This window comes from Paenibacillus koleovorans NBRC 103111, from assembly GCF_004000845.1.
GTDB lineage: Bacteria > Bacillota > Bacilli > Paenibacillales > NBRC-103111 > Paenibacillus_AA > Paenibacillus_AA koleovorans.
Genome location: NZ_BIMA01000036.1, coordinates 13,291 through 38,166, shown reverse-complemented (window position 1 = coordinate 38,166; position 24,876 = coordinate 13,291). Strand labels below are relative to the sequence as shown.

At 48.5% G+C, this 24,876-nt stretch carries 13 protein-coding genes, 2 riboswitches and 1 other annotated feature (1 of these 16 only partly in view); of the genes, 11 read left to right on the top strand and 2 right to left on the bottom strand.

Features of this window, described 5'->3' with window-relative positions; all coding sequences use genetic code 11:
* The first annotated feature begins 145 nt into the window (after positions 1-145).
* Together PKO02S_RS14035 and PKO02S_RS14030 are read left to right on the top strand one after the other, a co-directional pair.
* Positions 146-820, top strand: coding sequence for a cyclase family protein (locus PKO02S_RS14035; RefSeq protein ID WP_127583801.1), 675 nt, complete (start codon positions 146-148; stop codon positions 818-820).
* 64 nt (positions 821-884) lie between these two features.
* On the top strand, positions 885-1,658 hold the full coding sequence (locus PKO02S_RS14030; RefSeq protein ID WP_127583799.1) for an IclR family transcriptional regulator: 774 nt from the start codon (positions 885-887) through the stop codon (positions 1,656-1,658).
* 63 nt (positions 1,659-1,721) lie between these two features.
* Here the strand turns inward: PKO02S_RS14030 and PKO02S_RS14025 are convergent, their stop codons facing one another.
* Positions 1,722-2,621, bottom strand: coding sequence for an AraC family transcriptional regulator (locus tag PKO02S_RS14025; protein WP_127583797.1), 900 nt, complete (start codon positions 2,619-2,621; stop codon positions 1,722-1,724).
* A gap of 182 nt (positions 2,622-2,803) precedes the next feature.
* On the opposite strand from PKO02S_RS14025, the gene PKO02S_RS14020 reads away from it, so the two are divergent.
* Complete coding sequence (locus PKO02S_RS14020; protein WP_127583795.1) at positions 2,804-4,483, top strand: LamG-like jellyroll fold domain-containing protein; 1,680 nt, start codon at positions 2,804-2,806, stop codon at positions 4,481-4,483.
* 46 nt (positions 4,484-4,529) lie between these two features.
* Here the strand turns inward: PKO02S_RS14020 and PKO02S_RS14015 are convergent, their stop codons facing one another.
* Positions 4,530-5,621, bottom strand: coding sequence for a helix-turn-helix transcriptional regulator (locus tag PKO02S_RS14015; RefSeq protein ID WP_127583793.1), 1,092 nt, complete (start codon positions 5,619-5,621; stop codon positions 4,530-4,532).
* 638 nt (positions 5,622-6,259) lie between these two features.
* Between PKO02S_RS14015 and PKO02S_RS14010 the strand changes: the two genes are divergently transcribed.
* The 8 genes from PKO02S_RS14010 to PKO02S_RS13975 all read left to right on the top strand — a co-directional run bounded on the left by PKO02S_RS14010 (position 6,260) and on the right by PKO02S_RS13975 (position 24,609).
* Positions 6,260-7,183, top strand: coding sequence for an aminoglycoside phosphotransferase family protein (locus tag PKO02S_RS14010; protein ID WP_127583791.1), 924 nt, complete (start codon positions 6,260-6,262; stop codon positions 7,181-7,183).
* A 76-nt stretch (positions 7,184-7,259) separates the two neighbouring features.
* A riboswitch (cobalamin riboswitch) is annotated at positions 7,260-7,459 on the top strand.
* A 220-nt stretch (positions 7,460-7,679) separates the two neighbouring features.
* Positions 7,680-7,806, top strand: a riboswitch (cobalamin riboswitch).
* Between the two features lie 248 nt (positions 7,807-8,054).
* On the top strand, positions 8,055-16,169 hold the full coding sequence (locus PKO02S_RS14005) for an S-layer homology domain-containing protein (RefSeq protein ID WP_127583789.1): 8,115 nt from the start codon (positions 8,055-8,057) through the stop codon (positions 16,167-16,169).
* 75 nt (positions 16,170-16,244) lie between these two features.
* A complete protein-coding gene (locus tag PKO02S_RS14000; RefSeq protein WP_164821454.1) occupies positions 16,245-17,876 on the top strand; it encodes an S-layer homology domain-containing protein in 1,632 nt (543 codons plus the stop codon).
* 12 nt (positions 17,877-17,888) lie between these two features.
* On the top strand, positions 17,889-18,746 hold the full coding sequence (locus PKO02S_RS13995; protein ID WP_127583785.1) for a DUF4430 domain-containing protein: 858 nt from the start codon (positions 17,889-17,891) through the stop codon (positions 18,744-18,746).
* Positions 18,743-19,633 carry an energy-coupling factor transporter transmembrane component T gene (locus tag PKO02S_RS13990; RefSeq protein ID WP_127583783.1) on the top strand — a complete coding sequence of 297 codons (891 nt, stop codon included), beginning with the start codon at positions 18,743-18,745 and terminating at the stop codon, positions 19,631-19,633. The genes PKO02S_RS13995 and PKO02S_RS13990 overlap by 4 nt, the downstream gene beginning before the upstream one ends.
* Positions 19,606-22,083: an ATP-binding cassette domain-containing protein gene (locus PKO02S_RS13985; RefSeq protein WP_127583781.1), complete on the top strand. Its 2,478-nt coding sequence runs from the start codon at positions 19,606-19,608 to the stop codon at positions 22,081-22,083. The genes PKO02S_RS13990 and PKO02S_RS13985 overlap by 28 nt, the downstream gene beginning before the upstream one ends.
* Before the next feature lie 282 nt (positions 22,084-22,365).
* The gene (locus PKO02S_RS13980) at positions 22,366-23,316 is read left to right on the top strand and encodes a helix-turn-helix domain-containing protein (RefSeq protein ID WP_164821453.1); all 951 of its coding nucleotides are present in this window, start codon (positions 22,366-22,368) and stop codon (positions 23,314-23,316) included.
* 12 nt (positions 23,317-23,328) lie between these two features.
* The gene (locus tag PKO02S_RS13975) at positions 23,329-24,609 is read left to right on the top strand and encodes a GyrI-like domain-containing protein (protein ID WP_127583777.1); all 1,281 of its coding nucleotides are present in this window, start codon (positions 23,329-23,331) and stop codon (positions 24,607-24,609) included.
* Between the two features lie 87 nt (positions 24,610-24,696).
* Positions 24,697-24,876 (top strand) — a binding site (T-box leader); it runs 74 nt beyond the window's last position.

Below are 24,876 nucleotides of genomic sequence, written 5' to 3'. Positions count from 1 at the left end.
CCCAAACACGCGTGCGAATGTGCGAAAGGATGCAAAACCGACGGGATCATTATTTCCTGTATTGACGATCGACCCAATAAATTATAATCTATATATAGATATTCTGTTCTGGATTTAGAATTTAATTGGATGAGGAGTTAAGGAGATGCAGCGTTCTCTAAATCGCATTCACGATTTGGCAAGCCCGATTATGAATGGAATATGGGGCTACGGGGACCCGTTCCCCCCTGTAAGGATCGATCGGATCGCTTCTGTAGAGAAGGAAGGCTTTAGTGCGCACCATTTGAATATTCATTCTTTGGCGGGTACTTATATAGAGACCGCGGAGCATTTCTATTCCGGGAGGGAAACGATCGATTCTCTTCCCATTGATCGTTACGTGGCGAGAGCATGGATCGCCGAGCTGTCGGAGAAAGAGGCGCTCGAGCCTGTAACTGCGGCTGAATTGGAAGCAGCGGTCGGGGAGCTTGTGCAGCCCGGGGATGCGCTTCTGGTTTCCACCGGATGGGAGAGAATGTGGAACAAGCCCGGTTACGTGGACCAAAATCCTTTTTTACTGAAAGAAGCAATGGAGTGGATTATTGAGAAGAAAATCGGCATCTTGGCTGTGGATATGCCGCATGCGCAGGATCCGCGAGCAGACGATGGCGAGTTGCTTCGGATGTTGTACGCGGAAGAGCGGCTTCTGCTCGCGCCACTCGTCAATATGCGCGGGAAAGGCAAAGGGCCGTTCACGCTTGTGGCGCTGCCGCTGCATATTCCAGGGGTATGCAGCACGCCCTGCCGTCCGATTCTGATCGAGGGGAGCCAGATGCTATAATCCGCTGGTATAATAGATTCGAAATGTAGAAAAGTTGTTCTGTCTGCTGGAGGTCTAATCGGTCATGAAGAAAAAAAACACATATATCGTGCCGGCACTGGAAAAAGGGTTATTAATAATGGAGAAGCTTTCCGCTTCTGACGCTCCTCTTCGCTTAACGGATATTCATGAACAGATGGGGATTGCGAAGACTTCGGTCTTTATGATCATGTCCACACTGGAGACAATGGGCTATGTTGAGAAGGTGGACGAGAATCGGTATCGGGTCTCGATGAAGCTGTACAATATGGGAATCGATATCCTGTCGCACTACGATATCCGAGGCATTGCAAAACCCTATATGGAGCAATTGGCCGAGCAGTTGCGGCTCACGGTTCATTTGGCCAGCATGAGTGAGGGCAAAGCGATTTATATTGAAAAAGTAAATGGACCGAATTTTGTTCAGTTCGGTACCAGGGTCGGCCAGTCGTTCCGTCTTCATCTCTCTGCGATCGGAAAAGCATTTGCTGCCTATCTGGAGGAGCATAAGTTGGATGAAATATTCAAAGAGAACCCTATGATCCGAGCTACAGAGAATTCAATCACCTCTCTGGAGGTGTACAAGAAATTTCTGAAAAACGTACGGGAAGTGGGATATGCGATCGAGGATGAAGAATGTGAGGTTGGTGTAAGAAGCATTGCAGCTCCAATCTTCAACAACGAGGGCAAGGTGGTAGCCGCGATGGGGGTTACGGCGGTTCGTAATGACTTGCCTAGCGTTAGCTTCCATGAGGTGGGAACGATTGTGAAAGATTACTGCTTGCAAGTGTCGAAACGTCTCGAGTTTGTAAACCTATAAACGGCAACGGGAAGATTACGGGTTTTAACGGATCTTCTTTTTTTTATGCTTGCATAAGCCTCCTTAGCCGTGGATCGCGCCTAACATGCCTCTGAATTCCTTGGCGGTGACGCCCTTGATTTCCCGAAACACGCGCGCGAATGTGCGAAAGGATGCAAAACCGACTTCGTGCGCAATGTCAGTCACACTAATCGTGGTATGCCGCAGCATGTTGACAGCACTTTCGACGCGAAGCTGATGAATGTATTTTACGAATGTGCTTCCTGTGTATTTTTTGAAGGCGAGACTGATATAAGATACACTGAGGTGGAAACGCTGGGCGAGCTCCTCCAGGCTGATCGGTTCTCTGTAGTGCACATGGACATGTCGCAAGACGGGCCAAAATAACTGGGTTTGTCTAAAAGTCTGTGTGGCGTTCGGCGATTTCAAGACTGACTGATTATGACTGGCCGAACGAAGGAAAAGCAACACGGCTTCCGTCAATTTGGTGCGAATCATATGGCGAAGAACAGGGGTTTGCGTTTCATGGGTCAATGCCAATAAGGATTGAAAGATAGATTGCATGGTTTCCTGCTCCGATCCGGTAAAGTCCCCAAAAGAGGGAAGCTCCGTCCCGACAGTATGAAGCAATCTGGAAAATTCGCCATCCTCCTGATACCCGAACAAGAGCTGCACATCGAACATGCAGCAATATTTGCGAACGAATTGGTCGGGCGCGCTTTGTATGGTGTGCATATGATTGGGCAGGAGGAAGGACACAGTACCTGCCTGCAAAGAGTGGCATATGCCGTTAATGGTCTCAACACCGCTTCCGCCAGTGAAATAAGAGATTTCGGCATAATCATGATAATGCAGAGGGGTACGTGAAACTGAAGTTTCAAGAATGCCGAACCGTTCGCGTGTTCCCGGCATTCTCGGTATATCGTCGATATCTCCTTGATACTCCAAATATAGCTGTTCCACTTCCTCGCCCCGCTCTTGTCAACTTACTAGTTTTCGATTGTTTCTTCCACTCTATCATGGGATATTCGGAATGACAACACGGGGCTTTTCCGCTATCTAACGAAAATATGGCATTGGACATCAATTTATTGGCAAGTCTCGTTGGTGAAAATGATTTAGCATAGAATCGGGAGCGTACCCCAATGAAAGGATTGATGCAGGTGGAAAATTGGAAACAAACGATCTCTGACGGCAAAGCGAACCGAATCGGCCACTGGCCGCTGAGAACCGACAGTCGGGATTGGAGCGAATTCGGCAGACATGGCCGTGAAGAGAAGATTCGTTATCAGGATGCGGCAATATTCGACGGGGAAACATCGTTCATTATATTGCCAGATGTGCCGGAGACAAATGGGAGCGAACCCTTCACCTTATCGCTGGAATTCAAGGTGGAGGATGAGACGGGCAAGCTGCCCGGGGGTCTGTTCAGCCGATATGATAACGATAGCCGGGCAGGATGGCATCTGTCTGTATTGACCCAGGCCGGTGTCACGATGTCGCAGGCGAACTGGCGGAATCTGCAGTTCGGCTGGAGCAGCGGCCATTCCACGGATGCTTGGAAGGATCGGGGCACGCCGGGCAACTCCAGCTTCATCAGCTCCATGTGCGTGTGTGATGGCAGCTTGTACGTCGGCACATTCGACGATGCCGCCGATTCCATCGGACGGGTATACCGGCTGGCCGAAGACGGTTCATGGGACAACTGCGGCCATCCCGACAAGAGCAACTGCGTCGCTTCGTTGGTAGAATGGGAGGGCCGCCTGTATGCAGGCTCCATGCGTTACCGTGCCGGCGGATCTCATATGAAGGGCTCTGTCAATCATGAACCGGGCGGGCGGATCTACCGCTACGAAGGCGGACAGACGTGGAGCCTGTTTGCCGAATTGCCTGTGAAGATTGAGTCAGGCATGCCCGCGTATAATCCGAACGAACCGACTGTGTTCACCGGCAGCGAGAATGACAGCGTAGGCGCAATGACGGTCTATCAGAATCATCTGATTGCCATGTCGTTCTATCCTTACGGCATCTTCGCTTTTGATGCGGACGGCAACGTCAAGGATCTTGGCGCGCCGGGGCCGATGGGCAAGACGCGTACCTTCACGCTCGCGCCATTCCGCGGGCGGCTGTATGTCGGATGCAACGAGACGGCAGGTGTCTACAGCCGGACGCTGGAATCGCCATGGGAATTTAATGGCATAGTGCCTTATTGCGATCAAGTGTACAGCTTCGCCGTTTATCAGAACGAGCTGATGATGGGGATTTGGCGAGAAGGACGGATGTACCAATATAACGGCGGGATAGAATGGACAGATTGCGGGCTGATGGGTGAAGAGCTTGAAGTGATGGGCGTATCCGTATTTAATGGACAACTGTATGCCGGTACGCTGCCGGGTGGACATGTGTACCGTTACAAAGGCGGTACAGCGTGGGAACTGTCCGCCAAGCTGGAAGAAGCTCCTTCGGAAACCGATTATTGCCGTGTGTGGTCGATGGCCGTGTATGACGGTGAACTGTTCGCGGGGACGCTGCCATCGGGCAAGGTTTGGAGCTTGAAGAACGATCCTATGGCCATGGACAACCGATCATTGACTGACGGTTGGCATAAGGTTACGGCGGTTTACGATCTGGTATCGCTATCCCTGTATTTGGACGGAGAACTCGTATCCACGGCGCAGATCGATGCGAATTCGCAGATTCAACCGCAGAGTCAAATTCCGCTCCTCATAGGCCAAGGGCCGCAGTGCCGGTTCTCCGGCCGAATCCGGGAAGTGGAGCTGTTCGACGCGGCGCTGCCCCCAAACACTGGTCAATCTGTTGAGTAGAAGACCCTTCAAAAACCTCTGGAGCCTTCTCCAGAGGTTTTTGGGTTTAAGAAATCCCAAACGAGTTGATCTCCTCGATCATCCTTTGATATTGCGCATCACCAAGCCCATATTCGGGAAAAAGCGTCAACAAGTCTGCGATGAGATTCTCTTTTCGCGGACGATTCTTAATGTACTTAACAATCGGGCTTTCATCTTTTCTGTAAGACAAATACATTTTTACCGCTTGATAAGTTACAGGCAATGTTTCTATTACCGGCTTCTGGCGGTTACATAAAACAGCCTTGTAAAGCTCCGAATAACCGGTAGTATCCATTTCAAACGCTTCCTCCAGCATCTCATCCGTTCTCTCAAGCGCCATGCAAAAAAGAACATCGCCGTCATAACCGGTTTGATCCAAATAGGCAAGAATTGTAATCAAGTTCATCTGACAAAACATGTCGTCTCCAAACCACAGAACGATAACTTCAAACTTCTCTTCAAAAAGAGGTTTTAATGCTTCCAGTACAATTCTTCGATATTCTTCCTCTGTCGTTTGCAAGGACTGAACTCTGTTGTTAATAAAAGCCTGCGAAAATATTTCAACATCCGTTTCTCCCCAGCACATCGCCTCATTAAAGGGCACATAAGTTGCGTTTTTATTCATAAGCTTCTCACTTGAGAATCTTTCAAGCATGCAAGCACCATTAAGAATATGTAGAATGTTGACGTGAAATTGGGCTTCCATTTTCTCATGCAGGCTTTTAATCGTAGCATTCATCATGTCGCTCTCCTTGTCTTCAAAGGATAAACTAGTTTTCTGAAAGGTTTCTTGAATCGGGCCTTGTGTCCGTCTGAGTTTGTTGGGCGTTATACCGAACATGTCGGCAAAAGCACGGGAAAATGCCTCTTGCGACGAGTACCCGTATTTAATTGCAACTTGGATAATGCTCATATCCGTTTTTTTAAGATCATCTGCTGCACGGGTAAGACGGCGTTTTTTCATGTAGCTTTTCATGGTTTCGCCCAACCTTTGACGGAACGATACCGAGAAATAGTACGGTGAGTAGTTGCAGTGCCGCGCCACATCATTTAGAGAAAGATCATGATCCAGATTATTTTCAATATATCGAATCGCCTTTTCGAGTTCAAATCGCATCCTAACGTAGGCTCCTTTCGATGCTAGAATAGCACAATATCGTTGTTCTGCTTTGATAATAATTGCGATGGGCGGTGAGGCATGATGTAGTACAAGGAAGAGATAGAAGGAGACTGGAGTCAATTCAACGATCCGTTTCCTGCCGCCGGCATGGATCAGATGGAGTGGATGTAAATATCCTTCGTTCTGCCTTCGTCCGGTCGCAATGTGTTGCTTGGGTTATCGTATTTGTTTTTGACCAAAGAAAATATTGACTGCTTACCTTATACATTTTATCATAGTAACAAATAGTGAATGGTGGTATACATGCAGTGATGATGATGACTGTGTTCTTGACTGAGGTAAAAGGTTAATTCCTTTAACTAAAAACGTACGAGCGTGAATAAAGCACTCTACTATTACTAGTAGGGATTGATTTGCTTTGTAGACGTTTGTGCACCCCTCACTTGAACACCATTATCATCACTGCTTCGTAAAGAATGTGCGAAACAAAACGGTCTATTTTGTTTCTGCATTCCTACGTCCAAATTGCCGTGGGTGAACAATGTTCATCCGCGGCTTTTCTGTGTCCGCCAACTATTTTATTTGATCCAAAATGTAGGAACCAGAAAATAACTTAATGAACAGGGGATGGAACCATGACCGCCTATGAGAAACCGAGCTTGGCCCTTAGCGAAATTGAGGAAGTGCTGCGGGCACATTTCGGACCCGGTGTGGCTGAAATTACTCCGCTGGCCGGCGGCAACTTGAGCAGCGTATTTTCCTTCGTCCACGAAGGTCAAAGTTATTGTGTGAAATTCAGCGATCTGGCCGGCGCATACGAGACAGAACGTTATGTCTCTGACTTGCTATCGGGACAAGGAATCCCTTTTCCGAGATGTTTGGCGCTAAGGAAAACCGGACGATTGGCTTGCGTGATCATGGAGCGGGTCGCCGGGCGCAATCTAGCCGATTGCACGGAAGAGGAACAAATCAGGCAATTGCCGGAGCTTATCGGCATTTTGAGGAATTTGTCTGAGGTGGAGGTCCGCTCGACATCGGGGTACGGCTGGATCGGGCCGGACGGTAAGGGAGCCTATGAATCCTGGAAGGATTTTGTCGTTGCCCTCAATTCGGAAGATCAGACGGGGACGTTCTGGGAGAACTGGCACGACCTCTATCGCACGTCTTGCCTAGAGAGAGACATATTCGAAGAAATCTATTACCGGATGCTGGCCTACGTGCCGTATAACGAATCGCACAGAGGCTTTATCCACGGTGATTTTCACCAGTGGAATATTTTGTCCGACGGCAAGCGGATCACCGGCATCATTGACGGCAATTGCATGTATGGAGATAGCCTCGTGGACCTAGCCATTCTCGATCGACACATGCCGAGGAGCGGCATCATCCAGCTCTATCAAGACCAGCTCGCGAAAACCGGCCAAGTGATGCCGAATTTCAAGGAACGGTTGCTCGGCGCCTATTATTTCAAGGGACTCGACGGACTTCGATTCTACGCGAAGATGGGGTGGAGAGACGCCTATCAAGGCACACGACAATTTCTTTTGAACCTGACATAAGCTTTGAGCATTTGCTCTGATTGAGATACTGAATAGACAAAACGGAGCAAACAAGCTATGATTGGCTTGGACAATTTCATAGGATCTAAATAAGGGTGCTACCATCCGTAAGGATGTTAGCTTAATAGGGAAGTTCGGTTTAATGCCGACGCGGTCCCAACCACTGTACTTGCAGAGCGACTCTTACTGAAAGCCACTGACTTGGCAACAAGCTGGGAAGGCCAAGAGAAGCGATGATGCATAAGCCAGGAGACCTGCCTTTATTTATTGCGTTTCAAATTCTTTGGGGGTGAGAAGGAGAAACAAACGTTTGTTCACTCATGTACGTTTTGGGTGGACAAATGCTAGTTGTGATGTGTTCAGGCTACCCTTGACAGGGTAGCTTTTTTGTTTGGATCTGGCGACGATGCGAATGCACGTGCCAGCTTCTTTTTGGTCAGCGAGTAATAAAAATTGAATAAAAGACAGACTGAGAGGAAGTCAAAGGGCTATGCCCTCCGGTTAAAAGCCGGCACTGTCTCAGCAACCGTGAAGCCAACAAAAAGATCTAAAGCCACTGGAAGAACACATCCGGGAAGGCGATCTTTGAGGAAACCCTTAGGGGAGAGGGCGAAGTCGGGATATTCTCGTTTGTCATACACCGGATTCTCCCTCTGAGGTTAGGGCTGTGCAGGTTTGTTTTTCGTGATGTTCATGGGCTATTTCCCATGGAATTCGTGGATTTCAAAATGTCGGAACACATTCGGTGTGTTTCGGCATTTTTTTTTGAAAGGGGGGGGGACAATCCGTAAGTTGCTGCGATCTTATTTTATCCATCTCGTGGCGGTTAGATTGTAATTGTACAAATGATAATTGATAAGGAGTGTAGTAGATGTTAATACGGCACGTTAAGAGGGCTTTGTCTATCCTGTTAGTGATAGCCATGATTCTTCCAGTTTTCAGCATTCGTATACAGGCAGAAGAGGTTCAGAGCGCGGAGCAAGTGGCGCCTAAGATTAAAACTATTTCTATAACAACAGGCGGAAACAATAAGAGAGAAGCAACTGATTACAGCGGCGATGGATCGGTTTATCTCATTTCTCCGGTTGTTAATTCGATGAGCGATAAATATGCCATAACCATTGAGTTCAAAGATGAAACACCGCTTGAAGGCTACTCCGTTAAAATGGTCAACCGGTTAAATGGGCAGGAGATACCCGGAACTGTAACAAGCGCGACATACTCATACACAACGGCACAGTTCCAGCGCACGCAGTACACTAGCTCTGTTGATTTCCCGAATTTGAACTTTGGTTTTAGCGGCGTCAATTATTTTGATATAGAAGTCAGTAAAAATGCCGGCCCTTCTGCCACTTATCAGCTTTATATGCAGATGCCAGTTAACACTGCAGCCGTTATTACAGATATGAAGTTTTATGCTTCGAACGGGAGTAGATTAACTGGATCAGAGCAAATCTCTCCGGCAATCTCAAATAGCGCTACCAACCACAAGGCCGAGATCAGCTCAACCAATCTTATACGCATGGGAATAGTAAGAGCTGCAACCATTGCCAGCCAGAACGCTTACAACGACCATAATACATACAGAGTCAACGGAGGTGCTTGGAAAAGCCTTGCGGCCAACAGCTCGTTAAGCAACGAGGATCCCATATTGAGCCCGGTTATGGAGTTAAAAAAGGGGCTAAATGTAATCGAGTTCGTATCGTACGGAATGGTGAACGGCCGCACCGGTTATTTTTTTCTTGTCAATTACACAGGTGAAGACCAGCAACCAACTCCAAGCCCTTCAAACGATACGTCTCTCAAAGGGGTATATGCCGATAACAAAATAACTACAAACGTAACCAATAGCGATTATTATGTGGATCACGCGAATGGGGACTACACACTATACTTGCCCAAGTCTCTGGCAGCGAAGACAGCAGTCGACGCTTCGATTCGAATTCGGGCCTATACAGGCGATTCCGCGGCAAAGCTTGATATTTCGGACAGCAAAAAAACAATCGGCGCTACAACTGCAGATACCAATACGCTACTGCCTCCAAATCAATTTATTCTAAAGGGGTTAAGCGAATCAACATCATCGGTGCCCTTGGTTGTCACAGCCGAGAACGGCACGACCAAATCCTATGATCTCAAAATCAAATGGTCTGAATCCGGAAACACAATTGACTCCATAACTGGAACGAGTAAGACACCTGGCGACAGCACGTGGGATTCCGCTAGAAATTTACTGCTTGTTCCGGCTAAAACCAGTGAAGTCGCGCTTACGGTCCGCACTGCGGCCGGCGCTTCATTAAAGATAAACAACCAAGACGCAACAAGCGGCGTGCCGTTCCAAGTTGATTTGTCTTCAACAAATACAATCACGATAGTTGTAAATGCGGAAGACCGCCTGTCGAGCAAAACCTACACGTTGACCAAATACAGTGCAGCCGAAGACGCCACTTTATCTCAGTTGGATATAAGGGTAGGCGCGGCAACAGCAAATGCAGTCGTTACACCGAGTTTCTCAGCTAATACGTCAGCATACAACCTGAGAGACAATGTGGCTTCGAACATCAGCTTTGTGGCCATTAAACCAAAGGTTTCGAACGATCAGGCTACAGTGTCCTACAGCCCGTCCGCTCTGACCGAAGCTGAGCTTGAGGAGCTTTATGATAACACAGGGTATGAACCGCCGGCCGGCTTTGTAGTACTGCCATACAGGGGCACAATTTCTGTGACCGTTACAGCGGCGGATGGAGAAACTAAAAAAACATATTCGGTCGGGTCCCAACAGGAAGAAACTACGACCGTCCTGAATAGCGTCACGTTACCTGAGAATCATGTGCTTTCTCCTGCTTTCGATAAAAGAGCTTTAACCTATACGATGACCGTTTCCAGCCAAAATCTGACCCATTTTGCTATTGGATTCGTAAAAGGCGCCGCCGGCTTGACAGTCAATTCGCCGCAAGGTTCCGTCCGCTCAGACTTGAATACGATCACTTATGATTTGAGTTCAAAACCTTCCAAACTTGAGATTATTGTTAAAGATACGGTTAAAAACGAGACTACGACCTATACGATCAATCTTCAATATCCCGACAGAAGCGGGACGCTGCTTAGCGACCTGCAGGTAATCGCAAATGCCGGACAGGGCATCCAGGAGTCTTTTGACGGCAACCTGTTCGAGTACTCCCTCAAACAACCGTTATACTATTCATTGATGCAGCAGTACCAGGGCATAAAAGAAATCCCGTACAATAATAAAATGGAGCTTCGCGTCGCTTCCCCGAACAGCAGAGCCAGATTCTCCATTGTTGGAGCAGAAGCCAGTACGCTTTCGAAAGGCGTTTTCGAGGTCACTCTGAACGGCTCCGAACCGTATATCGACGTTGTTGTTAAGGAAAGCAATGAAGCCAACGCTTTAACAAGCCAATATCGCATTAATCTCAACTGGGCTAGTAGCACAATTGTTAAGAATGTTGTGTTTTATAATACGAACCAGCTTAACGCACTGCAGCGTCCGCGGGAGTATTATCTCGCTAAGGAATCCGAGGATTTCATGCAGAGAGGCTTTTTGCCAGGCTTTACCGGCGAATACTGGCTGAATATGCAGGCTCAGATCCAACCGGCTAACGCAAAAGGCCATCAAAATTTATATGTGTACACGGACCATGCAGCCGACAGAGTTGAAATCCTTTACGAAGGCAGAACGCTTAACGCCATTAAGAACGAAGCCGGTCTTTTCTATTATTCCTTCGGTACGGAAGGAACGGACAAGGTTCCGATCTTGGGCGGCGACAGTCTTGTAACGATTCGAGCCTATAAGAACAGCAACTATGAAGACGCACGCGTAAAAATCATCAATGTTTACAACCAAATCAACAGAGTTAACTTCTATGATCGTACGGCGCAAGCCAGCCTGGATAACACCAAATATTCCAGTAAACTAGTAACGAACTACACCTCCGGCGGATATTCCCAGACTTATTCGTCATTTGATGTGACCATGTCGAACGAAATCGACAGCATAGTCTTCGAACCGGTTTTCGGTCAGGATTCAAGCAAAATATCCGGTTATGACATCTATGTGGACGGCGTCCAAGTAAACGAAAGCGTAATACCTACACTGGCAACGGACGTCGGCGGATATTGGATATACCCGGAAACCTCGATAGGCTGGTATACGGACCCGATTACCGGTGAGTACAAATATGGCCCTATGCCAAGAATGATCTATAGAGCGGCCAAATCCGCTCCAATCCCGATTCCAGGCGGGGAGAGAACAACCGTAGAGATCATGACTCACCGCGTTAACGGAAGCGCGCAAGCCAGCGACCGTTACACTTATTACATTACACGCGGCGCAGATCCCGATGGAACCAATCAGAACGCAAACTTGAGCGAAATCCTGGTGGAAACCGATAGCGGCTTATTTACCCTTAGCCCTGAGTTTTCATCTGAAGCTTCCGAATATACTGTGAACATTCCTTACGACACCAAGTTCGTAAAGATAACAGGGAAAACGGCAGACCCCTCCGCTTCTGTTACGCATTACACGAGATCTTATCTTGTTTTCGGCGAATTCTATACGCCTGCTTACGACCAGACTTCGACGATAAACCTTGTTAGCACGGCCGGCGACGGATACACGCAAAAAACTTATAGAATCACTCTAGTCCGGGAAGGCCTGGTCCGAGACGACGGAACCATAAGACATGCGGATCAGCTCGGTACTTTGTACTGGCTGAAGACCAACGCCGGAGAATTAAAGTACGATCGAACAGACGACCAGGGAAATGTGATTTCGACAGCAACAGGCTACAATCCGGATGTGCATGAATACTACGTGGACGTCTATACCGCAAAAATCAAGAAAATCAACATCTCGACAAGGTACATTTTTAAGGAATCTGATTTTTCAATTAAGGTTAACGGAGTAACATCCATTAGGGATCCCTTATCCGCGTGGTCTGTTTACAACTCCTCTGAAATCAATCTCAAATACGGAGAGCCTCAGAGAGTGGAAGTAGCGACGTATTACAAGGGAGTTTATCAGTACAGCTACTTCATCACAATCACGCAGCATAATGAGAAATCCGACGACGCTACGCTGTCCGACCTTATGTTTACGTCCGCGACAAACGCGACGCTGACAGGGACGGAAGGCCGGTATGTGCTTGGCGGCGTACTAGGCAACTCAACCGTAATGAACTACGCTATGCCCTATCTTGGCTATCTCAACGGGGCACCTGTCAAGTTCAATGCAGATCACCATATGTATATGGGCTTCGTGAATTATAACATTACGAAGATGTTTGTGACGCCGATTGCAATGGACGACACCACACAGATTACGATGAGCGTTAACGGCGGAACTCCAGTACCAATCGCTACGAAAAGCAAGAATACGACAGTCGACCTGAATGTCGGGCAAAACAAAATTGTGTTCCATAGCGTGCCCGAAGACGCGACCGACCCTGACGATCTTGAAGACTATACCGTTATTATTTACCGCAAGCCGAACACGAACATAAAGTCAATCACCATGCTGAAGGACGGCGACATTGTCGGGCAGCAGGCCGGCTTGCTGAACCCGAGCTATTCCGCATACAGCGCAATTGTCGACAATGGAGTGCGGGCATTTGACTTGAAAATCGAGGCCGAGGACTCCTCTGCCAAGGTGAGCGTCTCTACTCCTGACGGGAACAGCGCCAACGGTATTGGCAGTGTTACGATTTCTACAACCTTGTCCGCTTTGGCAAGCGGCCAGTATGTGGTTTCTATCAGCAACAACTCAAGACCAGAGTTTCATTATGGCTTCGACGGCGAACCGATGAATGGAAAGCAATATACCGAACAAGAGGAAGAATATCTCCGCAGGCTATTGAACGTGAAGGAAAGCACCCTTACGATTTATCAAAAACCGGCTTATGCTCCCGACAAAGTAACGGAAGTCGTACCAGCACCAGGTCAGTTTATAAACGAGCATGGTCAGGCTGTTACCGGCAAGCTAGGAGAAAGCGGCTGGGGTGACGGTTGGGATCTCTCCAGAATAGGCGCTACAGAGCTGTTTGCCGGCAAGGGCGGCAATTCAAGCCCGGTTATTTCGCTCGGCTCGTTCGGGGGGTATATCACTTACAGGTTTGATACTCCTGTAAAAAATTCGCCCCATAATAAATACGGCGTTGATTTTATTATTTACGGGAACAGCTTCAGCGGGAACGAAGAACCCGCAGGCGTGCAGGTAGCACAGGATCTAAACCATGACGGAAAGCCTGATCGCTGGTACACGCTTGCAGGCAGCGAGCATTATGAAGACAGCACGGATTGGAATTATACCGTAACCTATACAAATCCCGATCCGGATTTCGCAGAGTATTATGCCAAAAATGTTCCTTGGAATGACAACATTGGCGGAAGCAGCCATGTAAGAGCTAATTTCTACCATACCCAGCCTTATTATCCCGATCCGGCAAACTACATCATTGACGGAAAGGCACAAGTAAATAGCTCAAGCTTGACTGCCAGCTTCACGAAGATCGCTTCTCGCGTGCCGTCCTTCGGATATGCGGATACACATAGCGGCTACGCAAGCGATGGTTATGATAAGCCAGGAAATCCGTATAAGAAGCAAGGCGATGGCTTTGATATTTCCTGGGCAGTTGACGAAAACGGCAACCCTGTACATCTCGATGAAGTAAGCTTCATCAGGGCATACTCCGCCACTTTAATGGACGCTGGCGCTCTTGGTGAAGTTTCTCCTGAGATATTAGGCGTTGCAAGAGTCAGCCCCGAGACAGAGGCGGTAGGCAAAACGCCTGATTTAAGCGAGCTTTCTATTGGAGGCAAACGACTTGTACTAGAGCCGGGTAAATATGAGTACAGCGAATCCGTCACAACCAACTTCTTTGATATAAAGGCAAAGAGTGCTGCTGAAACGATTTATATCAATAACAATAAATATGTTTCGGACTCCTTAGGCTCTACTTTTACGATCGATAAGAACTCTCCCAGGATCGTACGTATAATAGCTCAGGACGGCGTAAAAGAGCCTGTTATTTATACGCTGCGGATAGCAAGCACTGCTGAAGAGCTGAGCACCAATTTATCCGGACTGATGGCCGTTGCTTATGCGGAGAGCTACTACCCGGCAAGAGTCAGCGAGACCCAGTTCAAGCTTGACGTTCCGTATTATGTATCCTCAATCAGCCTGATTGCCAGAGCCGTACAAGGCACCACTGTAATTATAGGAGATCAAGAAACTGCTGCTAACAGCCCTTCCGACCTTATAGTCTTGAATCCTGGAGCGAACACGGTAGTTATCAAAGTACTGAAGGATAACGTGATCGAAGAGCTATCCCTGCTTATCGTAAGGGAGGCTAATCCTGGAACGGTAGTCGGGAAAAAAATTGCCGTAAGTTTCAGTCTGCTTGGCGACTCCAAGCATGGAACAGGCGCGCACACTGCCTTTGAAAAATGGATAGATAGTAAGCCTGTTACAGTTGCCGCAGGCGCGACAGTAAAAGACGTTTTCGAAAAGATGCTTGAGGAGCATAACATCCCTTATACCATTACATCAGGCGGAAATTATATTAGCTCCATAAATGGTTTAGCAGAATTTGATAACGGCAAGTATTCAGGCTGGATGTACACGGTAAATGGCAAGCATCCCGCGCTCGGACTCCGTGAGTATAGCCTGCAGGACGGCGATGTTATCGTTTGGCATTATACAGACGATTTCCGCCTTGAGGAGGGCTCTGAGCCGTGGAGTAACGAGAATTTCGGGCCTGTTCAACCATCAAGCCCTGCTGGAACAGAAACCAAGGAATCCATCGCGGAAGTTACAGCTTCCAAGAGGGAGAACGGTGTGGCAGGAGCAACGATCGTCGGAACCCAATTGGAAAAGTTCCTGGCTGAGCTTAAGAAGCTTAAAGACGATCCTGCTGTAAGTGCAGTCATTCAGATCGAGGTGCCTGAAGGATCCACAGGCTTTTCCATGTTGTTGCCCCAGGAGCTATTAGCGGCCTTTGAAGGGAAAGAGCATACGACCCTTGCGGTCAACACCGGCGCCGGTTCATTCCGGCTTGACGCCAAAGCGATATCAGCGATCGTGAATGCAGGGGCAGGTCAAGGCGTCGAGCTTTCCATGAGTCAACTCAAGTTTAGCGATTTGACTGACAAACAACAGGCGCTTGTTGGGAATCATCCGATTTTCGAGCTTGCGATAACGGTAGGCGAGAACAGGGTCACAACATTTGGCGGGGGACAAATTGGCGTGTTCTTGCCTTATGTAACCAAGAGCGGAGAAAACAGCGCCCTTTTGACAGTCTTCTATTTAGCCGATAATGGGGACCTAATTGAAATGACAAACGCGGTATATGACGAGAAAAATGGCGGCATTCAGTTTAACACCGAGCATTTTTCAAAGTTTGCAGTCGTCTATGAGCGTTCCTCCTTCTCGGATGTCTCTGACTCCCATTGGGCGAAACCCTATATCGATCAGCTTGTGTCCAAAGGAATAATGGAAGGGACTGAAGACCGCAAATTTGCACCGGAGAAGGAAGTGACCCGCGCTGAATTCGCAGCCATGCTGTTCCGGATGAGCGGCGATGTTATGCCGATGGCTGACTCTGCTTTCGCCGATGTAGCTCTGAATTCCTGGTATGCGCCATATGTGACATGGGTTAGCAAGTCGGGGGTTGCGAATGGGAGAGAGGATCAACTCTTTGCACCAAATGACAGTATCAGCCGTCAAGATTTGGCAACGATGCTTGCGCGTTTCTTGAAATATGGTGGGATACAGTTGACAGCTGCTCAACCCAAGGAAGGCTTCGTCGATCATGATCAGATTTCCGTATATGCCCAAGAGTCGGTCTATACGTTGCAGCAGGCTGGAGTAATTGCCGGCAAAGGAAACGGGGTATTCGATCCAAGTGCCAATGCCTCCCGAGCGGAAGCTGCGAAGATGATTGGCATGATTATTAAATATTTGAAATAAGCTTGTGCCGAAGCGGAGCAGTCCTTAGCTATGAAAGGGCTGCTCCCATCTTGCTTTAGTTCGGAGGGGCACCTTGTGAGGACAAATCGGTTCATTTACTTAATGACATTAATTATTGGCTTGATCATAAATCTAGTACTGATTGCACCGATAGAAGCGGCAACCAAGACGGAGATGGATGCGGTTCAAGAAGAAACGGCGCACTACTTGCTCGAGCAGGTCAGCCATCCGGAGGTTGGCTCTGTCGGTGGGGAATGGGCGGTCCTCGGGCTGGCGCGTTCGAATCAAGCTGTACCGCAGAGCTACTTCGATGAGTATTACGAGACAGTTAAGAAATACGTCGTCGATTTGAATGGCGAGCTGCACGACAAGAAGTATACCGAGTATTCGCGCTTGATCCTGGCGCTGACCGCGATTGGAGCCAATCCGGCCGATGTAGGCGGCTACAACCTGCTGCTTCCCTTGGGAGATTTCGAGAAAACGATCTGGCAAGGCATTAACGGACCGATATTCGCCCTGATTGCCATGGATAGCGGGAGCTATGAGATCCCGCGCAATACGGCTGCGAAGGTACAAGCTACGAGGGAGCTGTACATCGACGAAATTCTCTCGCGCCAATTGAAGGATGGAGGCTTCGCGCTCTCTGGAGATCAAGCGGATCCTGATATTACGGGAATGGCCTTGCAGGCGTTATCCAACTATCAGAATCGGAAGCATGTGAAGACGGCATCGGATCGGGCGCTGGAAGTATTGTCCAAGCTTCAGAATACCGATGGTGGATATTCAACATGGGGCGTCCCAACCTCCGAAAGCTCCGTTCAAGTGTTAATGGCGTTATGCGAGCTCGGCATCTCCGTCACCGATAGTCGATTTGTGAAAAATGGCCATACGATCGTCGATAACCTGCTCGCGTTCTATGAGAAAGGGCACGGGTTTCAACATACGGCGGACGGCGGCGGTGTCACCGGCATGTCTACCGAACAAGCGTTTTACGGTTTGGTCAATGCTGTCGGGATAGCGGAAGGAAAAAGAAGCCTGTACCGCATGACGGACGTAAAGTGGAAAACACCCTCAACGCGGAACGAAGCCTTGGGACTGCCGAATAAACATGCAGACGTCCGTAAGCTGCCAGTACTTGAGGCAATGAAGACCTTTATTGATATTTTCGGTCATCCGAACCAAACAGCGATTGAAGATTTGGCTTCTCGCGGAATCATTAACGGGTTGACAACGGAGGAGTTCGCCCCGAATCAAACAATGACGCGGGCGGAGTTCGCCGCCATTGTGACCAGAGGTCTCGGCCTGCCGTTGAAGCCTGCAAGTGTCTTCAAGGACGTACCGGCTGACAGCTGGTATTCGAGTTATATTGGATCCGCTCATCATTATGGAATCGTAAACGGAACTTCCGATACGACTTTTGCCCCGGCTAAGACGATCACCAAACAAGAAGCCGCCGTCATGATCGCCAATGCTGCCAAGTTATGCGGGTTCGATACGGCCATGAGCAAGTCCGAGACGAGAGATATGCTGGCCCAGTTCGGAGACTATGTGCAATCGGCTGAGTGGGCACGGGATGCGCTTGCTTTTAACTACCGTGAGCATATTTTGTCGCAGGATGCTATGGACATTGAACCACAGGTCGCCGTCAAACGCGGTGAAATGGCGGAGATGCTGCATCGTCTGCTCACTACGGCAAATCTGCTTTAAAGGCGGGTTCCTATGAAAGTGTCGAAAAATAAACTCATTGCCGCCGTTGCGGTGGTGCTGGTTCTAATCGCAGCTTATTTCAGCAGCGGACCTCCGGATAAAAAGGTGGATGCGCCTACACGGACGGCTTCACCGTCGGCAACGTCAGCCCCTGAAAAGTCGCCTAACGGACCGCAATCCACTCAGCTGGCACAAGTGGTTCAGCCGTCGAGCGCCAGTCAACCGGAGCCGACGACCGCACCGGTTACGCCTCAACCGACGCCGTCCGCATCGGTTCAACCGCCTGCAACTCCGCCTCCAGCGGTAACGGAACAGCTTGTTCCCACCTCGCCCACGACTCTAGCCGGTGAACCCAAGGCGGAAACAGACAAATATTTAACCGAGCCGGTCCCTTCCGGCAAACCGTTGCCTGTGGAACCGCAGGATGTCAAGATTACCGACAAAGCTTTTACGGCTTATTTATCCGTAACCTGCGAGACGATCTTGAACAATCTCAATAAGCTGGACCGCGAAAAACTCGAGCTGGTGCCGAAGGATGGCGTTATTTTCGCTAAGCGAGAGGTCACCTTCTATGAAGGAGAGTCCGTATTCAACGTACTGCAGAGGGAAATGAAGAAGAACAAGATTCATATGGAGTTCGAGAACACGCCCATCTATAACTCAGCTTACATCGAAGGCATTCATAATCTGTATGAATTCGATTGCGGCGAGTTGTCCGGATGGATGTACAAAGTGAACGATTGGTTTCCCAACTATGGAAGCAGCCGCTATAAGCTGAAACAAGGCGATGTTATCGAGTGGGTATACACATGCGATTTGGGGCGTGATGTAGGGGATACCTACAAAGCGGCAGGAAGTGCCGCCCGATGAAGGATGCTTTTTCCAGCTATCATCCCATTGTCAGCTTTGCTTATTTTGCGCTTGTGATCAGTTGTGCGATGGTTTTCATGCATCCGGGATGCCTGGCGATTTCGCTAACCCTTGCTATTGCGTATTCCATCTATCTGAACGGGAGACGAGCGGTGAAGTTCCATTTGTATTACATGATGCCTCTGCTGGTGGTGACAGCACTGCTGAACCCGGCTTTCAATCATGAGGGTGCGACCATTCTTGTTTATTTGAGCAGCGGCAATCCGCTCACCTTGGAATCGATCACGTATGGGATTGCAGCGGCAACAATGTTCATTTCAGTCATATGCTGGTTCTCCTGTTACAACGCCGTGATGACCTCAGATAAATTCATCTATTTGTTTGGACGCCTTATTCCTTCGTTTTCGCTTGTTCTATCGATGGTGCTACGCCTCGTTCCGAGGTTCAAGGCCCAGCTTGCGCTTGTGTCTTCCGCTCAACGGTGCATCGGCAAAGATGTTTCGAACGGCAGCCTCTTGGCGAGGGCTCGAAACGGCATTCGCATTCTATCGATCCTGATGACATGGATGCTGGAGAACGCAGTAGAGACGGCGGCTTCGATGAAAAGCAGGGGGTATGGTTTGAAGGGGAGGACCGCTTTCACCCTATTTCGATTCGACCGGCGTGATCGGAAGGCATTAGCCGCGATCGTCGCCATCGGAGGCTACACCTTGATCGGAGCGTATGCGGATGCCGTGTATTTTCGCTATTTTCCTACGATGCGCAGCGTAGAGCTATCCGTTTATAGCGTTAGTGTGTTTGCCGCCTATGCGCTGCTGTGTGCGATTCCTTTATTCATCAATGTGCGGGAGGATATCCGATGGAAGCATTTGCAATCGAAGGTTTGACATTTACCTATCCCGGTTCGAGTCGTCCCGCCCTTCACGAGGTTTCGTTCACAATTCGGCAAGGGAAATTCGTGACGATCTGCGGCAAATCCGGTTGCGGCAAATCCACGTTATTGCGGCTTTTGAAATCGGAGCTTGCTCCCCACGGGATGAGAAGGGGGGCTATTCGATATAGAGGAGCGCCGATTGAGGCTGTCGACTCTCGAACGCAAGTTGCGGAGATCGGCTTCGTTCTACAGTCCCCCGACAATCAACTGGTCACCGATAAAGTTTGGCATGAGCTGTCCTTCGGACTGGAAAGCTTAGGCTGCAGCTCGTCGGAAATTCGCCGGCGAGTAGCCGAAACAGCCAGCTTCTTCGGCATTCAGGAATGGTTTCATAAGAAAGTGACGGAGTTGTCCGGCGGACAGAAGCAGTTGCTCAATCTCGCATCGATTATGGTTATGCAGCCCCAAGTGCTCTTGCTGGACGAGCCGACCAGTCAATTGGATCCGATTGCAGCGTCGGAATTTCTTGGTGCTCTGGGAAAGATCAACCGCGACCTTGGGGTAACGATCCTTATTTCCGAGCACCGGTTGGAAGAAGTGCTTCCGTTGACTGACGAGGCTTACGTGTTTGAAAACGGCGTGATTGTCGCGTCGGGTTCGCCTAGGGAAGTCGGTCAGAAATTGCGTGACTTGCAGCACGACATGTTCAATGCCATGCCAACTCCGATGGCTGTCTTCTCAAGAATCAATAATGAACTAGAATGTCCGGTTACGGTCCGCGAGGGCAGGGAGTTCCTTCACCAATTGGCAGAGACCCGACCTTACACTATAGAGTTTCCGCCGGAGCAAGTTGAATATACCAGCGGAGCAACCGCGATCGAACTTGACGAAGTTTGGTTCAAGTACGGGAAAAACAGCCCCGACATTCTAAAAGGATTGAGCTTGAAAGTCGCTTCCGGGGAGATTCATGCAATCGTTGGCGGGAACGGTACGGGCAAATCGACGATGCTCTCCCTAATTGCCGGGCTGCGCCAGCCTTATCGCGGCTACATCAAGCTCTTCGGGAAGCTGGCTGGGGATTACGCGGATCAGGAGAAATATAACGGGTTGCTGGGCGTCTTGCCTCAGAACCCGCAAGCGATTCTCGTCGGGAAAACGGTCGATGCGGATCTGCGAGAGATGCTGTACGGGAAAGGATGGAGTCAAGAACAAACAAAGGAGCGGCTGCATTACATTATGGAATTGTGGGAGCTGCAGGAGCTGGTCGACCGGCATCCTTACGATTTGTCCGGAGGCGAACAGCAACGGGCCGCCTTGGCTAAAGTGCTGCTGCTCGAACCGGCTATTCTGTTGTTGGACGAGCCCACCAAGGGGCTGGACGCCGGATACAAGCAGAAGCTGGCTTCAGTCTTGAGGCAGCTCCGATCCAATGGCACGACAATCGTAATGGTCAGCCATGATATCGATTTTTGTGCCGAGTTGGCCGATCGATGCTTCATGTTCTTCGACGGTACGATTGTCTCGGAAGGCAGACCTCGCGAATTCTTCGCAGGGAACAGATACTACACCACATCCGCTAACCGGATGGCCCGTGACTTTGTTCCTCAAGCGATTACATCCAACGATATCATCCGCGCTTTTGGGGGCATAGAGACGAAGGACGCCTTACCTGTGAAGAGAGCCCCGTACCCGGGTTCCCGACCAGCAATCGTTAGGTCTATTGCGCCACTTGTGCCGGCGGACCTGATGCCCGTTGAACAACGCAAGCTTTCCAAACGAACCTTGACGGCCATGCTGACGATCTTGCTGATCATTCCGCTTACGATCTGGTTCGGGATCTATTACCTGGACGACCGAAAGTACTATTTTATATCCATGCTTGTTATTCTAGAAACCCTACTACCCTTCGCAATGATTTATGAGGGACGTAAGCCGCATGTCAAAGAGCTGGTCACATTAGCTGTGTTATGCGCACTGGGAGTCGCCGGCCGAATGGCGTTCTTCATGGTGCCGCAATTCAAGCCGGTTGTAGCGATCGTGATCTTATCCGGCGTGGCCTTCGGAGCGGAGGCTGGGTTTATGGTGGGGGCTATTACAGGGTTCGTCTCTAACTACTACTTCGGTCAAGGGCCGTGGACGCCGTGGCAAATGTTCGGATTTGGCATCATTGGTTTCTTCGCCGGAGTCTTGTTTAAGAAAGGGCTGCTTCGTCGAAATCGAGTTGCGCTTAGTCTATTTGGCGGGGTAACGGCATTCGTGCTTTACGGGACTCTTATGAATGTGTCGTCGGTCTTAATGGCACAAAACAAACCTACATTTGAAATGTTTATGGTTGCGGCTCTGCGAGGGGTACCCTTTGATTTGATTCATGGTTTTGCAACCGTTGTGTTTCTGTTCTTGTTGACCAACCCCATGCTGGAGAAGCTGGATCGGATCAAAGAGAAGTACGGGATGATGCAATGACGGCAGGAAGGATCCAATTGGGCGCCGGGAACTGATGAGAGCGATCGGCGCTCCGCAGGAACGCGTATTCGCAGTCGATGATGCGACGTATTTGCCGATGCTTGCATTCTACGGTGTGGCCGTGAAGTGATGAGCAACTGCAAGGCCATTAAACTAACAGGCAGGATAGTTTAATCGTTTCTCGAATATTTTCTGAGGAAGGGATCATCCATATTTTTGCAATCAATGTTTCGGGAATCTAAATTGTCCAATGAACTCCTTTATGGGACTGGGAGAGCGCAGATGAGCAGTCAACACATTGTGGTTCAAGAGAGGCATCGCCTTTTAGTTTATTATGCAATGGATTACATTGAAGAGCACCTTAATGAAAAGCTTACGCTCCAAAAGGTAGCGGAGTTAGTTTCCTACTCGCCTTTTCACTTTCATCGCTTATTTAAAGCGGTCACCGGTGAAAATCTCAACGATTATGTAAAAAGAACTCGATTGGAACGATCTCTAACTAAAATAATACTCCATCATGGCCAAAGTCTATCTGAAATTGCTGTAGATTGCGGTTTTTCATCTATCGGCGATTTTTCTCGTTCGTTCAAAAGTTACTTTGGAAGAAATGCTTCAGAGTTCAGGGAAGGTAATCTTCAAAATCGCAAGATTTGTGAAATAGATCGCAAGATCACCGAAAGATATTTCGATACAAACTATTACAATAATAGTAATCCGGATGGTACAGTGCGAATTGAAGTAAAAAGATCTCTAAAGGTTTTTGTAAAACAGCTGCCTTCTTACAGTGTCATCTACGATCGATGTATCGGAAGAACAGATTCTTTCTCTGATCAAGAAAGGATCCGACAAGCATTCGAGAGGGTTTCGATCTGGGCCAAGTTAAACCCGAATGCGATTTACCAATCCATGAACATCGGAATCCCTTATCATTTCCCTTTACGCGGGGATCAGGTTCATTGGAGGTATGATGCTTGTCGAACGATACCTGCTAATCTGGATGATACCTTAGGAATGGGTAGTCGCCAGCTTGCTGGCGGAACGTATGGTGTCATTCAGTTAGAGAAGCATCCCAACCTGTTTGATTTCATCATGGATATCTTTTTTTATGAATGGCTTCCTGAAAGTGGTTTTGTCTTTGATGATAACAGAACGCTGCTTGAGCTATTCTCAGTATCAGATGTCAGGAATGCAGTTTATGTGGATTGCTGCATTCCGATTATTAAAAGAGGATAGGAGCGAAATCTGATGAATGTTCAATTGACAGTTCTCGATGCTCTAATTCTGGTTGGTATTACAACCGAAGCGATTGACTCAAGTGGCAGGGACTCCGCCAACTTAGTTAAAGCATTCATGAAGCGTATCGGAGAGATCCCCGGCCGCAAAAACGATAAAGTGTATGTCTATTCCATGTTTTCTGATGACTATATGCCCGGGCGAACGTTTACACTCTTTGTCGGTGTTGAGTCAGAGGAACAGGTGAGGCTGCCCGAAGGAATGTCTTCTACAAAAGTAGCGGCACATCAGTATGCGGTCATTTCTCACAACGGGTCCGTGCGGACTACAGGTCCCACCGTAGATTTTTTCCTGAAGCAATGGCTGCCGAATTCAGATTATGTTGAAGCTTCGCCGTTTTACTTTCAACTGCTAAGGAGCATGGTTGACGATTCATCGTTAGTTATAGATGTATGGTTTCCCGTTGTATTGAGAAAAGAAAAAAAGGTTACGGAACATAACATAGTCCCTTCCTTAAAATATGACGGAGGTTTTATCCATGTTTTATGGGATTATCATGAAGCGGCGACGGAATGGTACTCCAAGCATTTCCTTTGGAAAAGCGGTGACACCCATGCCTCTAGCTCAGAGAAACTGACTCGGCATGCTTTTGGGACATGGATAAAATCCGTACTTTCCGAAAGTGGGCCGCATCCAGATTTGGTGGATCGCGGAGTTGATCCCAATGTACGTTGGTGCTGGAATACTAAAGATATTGTGGGGGCTCACAATTACTTTAAGGAAAATGAAATCCGCATTTCCGACATTTATTTGGGTCCGGGGGAAAGGTATTATTTCGATCTTTGGGCAACTTTCGAAGGTACGCGTCTGACCGTTTGCGGGTACCCGGAGCTTGAACAAGATTACGGAGCAAGGCTTTGTCCAAGTTGGGTTCGTATCGGAGTAAGGGATGTAAAAGCAGCCAAGGAATGGTACCGGAAGCATGTAGGGATGTCTCTACTAGAGGAGCATTCTGAAAAGGGATGGGTTCTTATGGGGCTTGGGGTAGAGCATCATCCCGGAACATCATTATGGTGGCTAGAAACGCTGCCCCCGAATGCGTATACAGGTCCAATTAACGGCCCGGTTACACCTTGCTGCGTCCTTCATGATAAATGGGTATTCCAAAACTATCATCAATTCTTACTTGAAAGCGGTGTATCCGTTTCCGATATTTCCGGTAATCTAAACGGATTTGCGCGGTTCCATTTCTTCGATCCAGATGGAAATCGATTTAGTATTCAAAAGTATTGAAGAAAACTAATAATCAAGAGGGTAAATGGGAATTGAGCAGTTGACATGCTTTTCGTCATATGATTAAATGGTGAAAATTGAATAAAGTAAAAAGCAATGATGGATCGGGGCTGAGCCCCTTAGTAAGAAGGATGATTGAATGCATTCAGTGAGCCGGTGGGTGGTGCGAACCGGTGCTGTCATCTTTCCGAATTACAATCCGGAGTTGGAGAAGTGAAAAGTTGAACCTAAGTAGCTCCTCTCGGCATCTTTAAGATGCTGTTATCT

Excerpts from the sequence above, each read along its gene's own strand:
- PKO02S_RS14035 (WP_127583801.1), top strand. The coding sequence starts at position 146 with ATGCAGCGTTCTCTAAATCGCATTCACGATTTGGCAAGCCCGATTATG.
- PKO02S_RS13975 (WP_127583777.1), top strand. The coding sequence starts at position 23,329 with ATGAATGTTCAATTGACAGTTCTCGATGCTCTAATTCTGGTTGGTATT.
- PKO02S_RS13980 (WP_164821453.1), top strand. The coding sequence starts at position 22,366 with ATGAGCAGTCAACACATTGTGGTTCAAGAGAGGCATCGCCTTTTAGTT.
- PKO02S_RS13990 (WP_127583783.1), top strand. The coding sequence starts at position 18,743 with ATGAAGGATGCTTTTTCCAGCTATCATCCCATTGTCAGCTTTGCTTAT.
- PKO02S_RS14030 (WP_127583799.1), top strand. The coding sequence starts at position 885 with ATGAAGAAAAAAAACACATATATCGTGCCGGCACTGGAAAAAGGGTTA.
- PKO02S_RS14020 (WP_127583795.1), top strand. The coding sequence starts at position 2,804 with ATGAAAGGATTGATGCAGGTGGAAAATTGGAAACAAACGATCTCTGAC.
- PKO02S_RS14015 (WP_127583793.1), bottom strand. The coding sequence starts at position 5,621 with ATGCGATTTGAACTCGAAAAGGCGATTCGATATATTGAAAATAATCTG.
- PKO02S_RS14005 (WP_127583789.1), top strand. The coding sequence starts at position 8,055 with ATGTTAATACGGCACGTTAAGAGGGCTTTGTCTATCCTGTTAGTGATA.
- PKO02S_RS13995 (WP_127583785.1), top strand. The coding sequence starts at position 17,889 with ATGAAAGTGTCGAAAAATAAACTCATTGCCGCCGTTGCGGTGGTGCTG.
- PKO02S_RS14010 (WP_127583791.1), top strand. The coding sequence starts at position 6,260 with ATGACCGCCTATGAGAAACCGAGCTTGGCCCTTAGCGAAATTGAGGAA.
- PKO02S_RS13985 (WP_127583781.1), top strand. The coding sequence starts at position 19,606 with ATGGAAGCATTTGCAATCGAAGGTTTGACATTTACCTATCCCGGTTCG.